The sequence below is a fragment of the Mycobacterium sp. genome (genome assembly GCF_036488105.1).
Classification (GTDB): Bacteria; Actinomycetota; Actinomycetes; order Mycobacteriales; family Mycobacteriaceae; genus Mycobacterium.
On sequence record NZ_DASXHW010000386.1, the window covers coordinates 1 to 3,432 of the forward strand.

3 protein-coding genes and 2 pseudogenes are annotated in these 3,432 nt (G+C 65.5%); 4 read left to right on the plus strand and 1 reads right to left on the minus strand.

All coding sequences use genetic code 11. The features are described 5' to 3' along the window. A pseudogene (locus VGH54_RS20295) lies at nucleotides 1-235 on the minus strand (biotin synthase BioB); the annotation flags it as partial. A 198-nt stretch (nucleotides 236-433) separates the two neighbouring features. Between VGH54_RS20295 and VGH54_RS20300 the strand changes: the two are divergent. The 4 genes and pseudogenes from VGH54_RS20300 to VGH54_RS20315 form a co-directional block, all read left to right on the plus strand. Beyond that, nucleotides 434-613 (plus strand): hypothetical protein, encoded by a 180-nt coding sequence (locus VGH54_RS20300; protein WP_331513878.1) that lies wholly within the window; start codon nucleotides 434-436, stop codon nucleotides 611-613. Nucleotides 614-813: 200 nt separating this feature from the next. Beyond that, on the plus strand, nucleotides 814-2,592 hold the full coding sequence (locus tag VGH54_RS20305) for a hypothetical protein (protein ID WP_331513880.1): 1,779 nt from the start codon (nucleotides 814-816) through the stop codon (nucleotides 2,590-2,592). Further along, nucleotides 2,589-2,963, plus strand: a complete 375-nt coding sequence (locus VGH54_RS20310; protein WP_331513879.1) for a hypothetical protein — start codon at nucleotides 2,589-2,591, stop codon at nucleotides 2,961-2,963. The genes VGH54_RS20305 and VGH54_RS20310 overlap by 4 nt, the downstream gene beginning before the upstream one ends. Further along, nucleotides 2,960-3,432, plus strand: a pseudogene (locus VGH54_RS20315) (hypothetical protein); the annotation flags it as partial. The gene VGH54_RS20310 and the pseudogene VGH54_RS20315, both read left to right, overlap by 4 nt.

Here is a 3,432-nt window from a genome sequence, read left to right on the forward strand (position 1 = left end):
CACCAGTTTTCAGGCTGATGATGCCCTCGACCTCGACCTCGGGACCGCACCAGGCCATCCGCACCTCGTGCGCCAGTGCCAGCAGCTCTTCGAGCCGTTCGTCGGGCAGCTGCAGAACTTCGAGCACCTGCTGCTGGCTCAGCCCCTCGCCACCCTCGAGCACCTGGTCACGGGCCATCGCCAAGATGTCGGTGCGGTCGGTGTCGGATGTTGGCCGAGTCGCCGCCTGAGTCACCAGCTACTCCTTAAAGTCTTTGTCAGTTGTCCTGTCCACGCATTCGGGACGCCGTGGACCCGGGCTTCTCGCAACCAGCGTTGACCGGTGCCCAGGCTAGGCTAGCGGTGTGCACCTGCACAAACGTCATGTGGTCGGCGCCGCGGCAACGGGGTACCCGATAGGGGTAGGTCACAGAGCCCCGGGGGGTGAACGCAATTGAGTAGTGCACACGTCGAATACGTCGCTCACCATTGGCTCCTATTGGCCGGACCGGCGTTCTTGCCGGCCGTGATCGTCGTCGCTGTCGTGCTGTACGTCGCGATCAAAGATCGGCGCACACCAGACGAGGATCAGCAGGTGACCAACCGCGACACGTCCGACGAACGGCGTGACTGAGACGCGCTGGCAGCAAATCAGCCGAAGTTTGAACGCAGCGCCCGCAGGCTACCTACTGTGAAGTAAGTTCAGCGCCCGAACGATTTCGGGCGGGCCACAGCGCGGTGGGAGGTAACACGGTGGTTCTGACCCTTCTTGCAGCGGAGCCGCCAGCGCGCGGCGCCGGACTCAACCAGGTGATCGGTTTGACGATCGCTGCGATGGTGATCGGCGCGGTGATGCTGTACGTCGGTTGGGCGCATCGCACGCGCCGGATCACGTGGTTGACCAGCGTTGCGGAGTGGCTGGGAGGGAAGTTCGACCGGCCGTCGTGGGTCGCGCTGCCCGTCTTGGTGTTCACCACGTCGATCATCTGCGCGCTGTTCGGCTTCATCTGGGATGTCAGCTGGCACATCGGAAATGGCCGCGACCCGGGTCCGCTGGCCAACCCGGCGCACTACTTCATCATCATCGGCCTGTTCGGCATCTTCGTGGCCGGCATGTTGGCCGTGGTGTTGCCGTTCGACAAACCGGGGCCCGCATCGCTGCGCATCACCCGTAACTGGCACGCCCCGGTGGGCGGCGTGTTGATGGCCGGGTGCGGCCTCTACGCGATGATCGGCTTCCCGCTCGACGACATCTGGCATCGCATCTTCGGCCAAGACGTGACGCTGTGGGGCCCCACCCATTTGATGATGATCGGCGGCGCCAACTTCTCCCTGTTCGCGGCGCTCATGTTGGAGTACGAGGGCGAGCGATACCTGCAGGCGAACGCGCCCGCCGATGGTGTACTGGAGCGAAAAGACCGCCCCTTCGTCCGATTCGTGCGTTATCTGTCCTGCGGCGGGTTGTTGATCGGGATGTCGGTCTATCAAATCGAATTCGACTTCGGCGTGCCGCAGTTCCGGTTGGTGTTCCAGCCGATGCTGATCGCGGCGGCGGCCGCCATGGGAACGATAGTCGCTCGCATCACGCTGGGCCGCGGGGCGGCGATCATCGCGGCGCTGTTCGCAATCGCGCTGCGTGGCGGGGTCGCCCTGATAGTGGGACCCGTGTTGGGCGCCGCGATCAACTGGTTCCCGCTGTATCTCGGTCCGGCGCTGGTGGTCGAGGTGCTGGCCTTCACCCCGCTGTTGCGCCGGCCGATCCTGTTCGGCGCCGTCGCCGGTCTGGGCATCGGCACCGTCGGCCTGTGGCTCGAGTCGCTATGGATTGGAGCGGTCTACCACTACCCGTGGCCGACGTCGCTGTGGCGCGAAGCGCTGCCGACGGCCGTCCCGGTGGCAATATTGGTCGGCATCTGCGCGGCGATGCTCGGGATGGTCCTCACCAGTCAGCGCCTGCCGGGCAGGGGTATCGGTATCACCGCGGTGGCGCTCACGGTGCTCGTCATCGGCGGCACCGTGGCGAACGGTTTGCACATTCACGTGCCCACCCAGGACACCGCCACCGTCAAGCTGACCGACCTACCGAGTGCACCGGGACAGCGGATGGTGTCAGCCGACGTGCAGATCAACCCGCCCAATGCCATTAGCGACCAGCCGGATTGGCTCACGGTGCTGGCCTGGCAGGGCAAGATGGACAACGATCGTGGTCTGGTGATCGACCGGCTCACCAAGGTTGGTCCAGGGCACTACGTCTCGAATCGTCCACTGCCAGTGTGGGGCTCCTGGAAGACATTGGTACGCATCCAGGACGGCCGAACGCTGGCTGCGGTGCCGATCTGGGCACCCGCAGACGAGGCAATCCCGGTCAAGGAAATCCCGGTGCAGCTCAGCAGCACCCGGCCCCTCACATTGGAGGTGTCGATCCTGCAGCGTGAGCGTGATCCGGGCGTCCCCTTATGGCTGTTCACCGCCGGCGGCGTAGTTGTGCTGTTCTTTACCCTGTGCGTGGTCTCCGCTCTGACGTGGGGTGCCGGCCGGATCAACGAGGACGACGCTGCTCCAACGCAACCGGAGGAACCGGCATTGGATCGCGTCCCCCCGCAGGCGGCATGAGGGCAGCGGTCGCGTCAACGCGCGTACTCCTCGCGGCATTGGTGGGGGTGATAGCGATAGCACTTGCCGGGTGCGGTGGTGCATCGAAACCGGCCGGCAGCGCCGGGCTGACGATCGACATCACGATCGCGCACGGGCAGGTCACGCCCGCCAACGCGACCCTGCAGGCAACGGTCCGCCAACCGATTACGCTGCACGTCACCAGCGACGCCACCGACGAGTTGCACGTGCATTCGGTGCCGGATCACAAATTCGAGGTGGCTGCCACGGCCAATCAGACATTCCAATTCAGCGTTGAGGTTCCGGGCAGCGTCGACGTCGAGCTACACCATCTCGACCGCACCGTCGCCACCATCCACGTGCATCCGTGACCGATCCGGTCATCGTCGCGCACGGCCTTGGTGGGTCGAGCGATCTTCCTGTGCCGTACGCGTTTTCGGTGATCGGTGCGGCTTGGGCGTTGACGTTCACGTTCGCGCTGGTCGCCCTCGCGTGGAAGCGGCCACGGTTTGATCCGGCCAATCCCACCCGCCCGCTGCCGGCGGCGGTGACCAATGTCGTGGACTCGCGGGTCGCCCGCGGTGCGGCGGCGGTCGCGGCGTTGGCGTTCACCGGATGGGTGCTGCTGGCCGGGTTGTGCGGACCGCAAACGCAGAGCAACGCGCTCCTCGGCGCCGTCTACGTGCTGCTGTGGGTGGGGCTGGTGGCGATTTCGCTGCTGGCCGGGCCGGTATGGCGCGTCATCTCACCGACGCGCACGATATACCTCCTGCTGCAACGCATTACCCCGGAACGCCTCGCCACGTCACGGCTCACCTACCCGGAATCCTGGGGGTATCG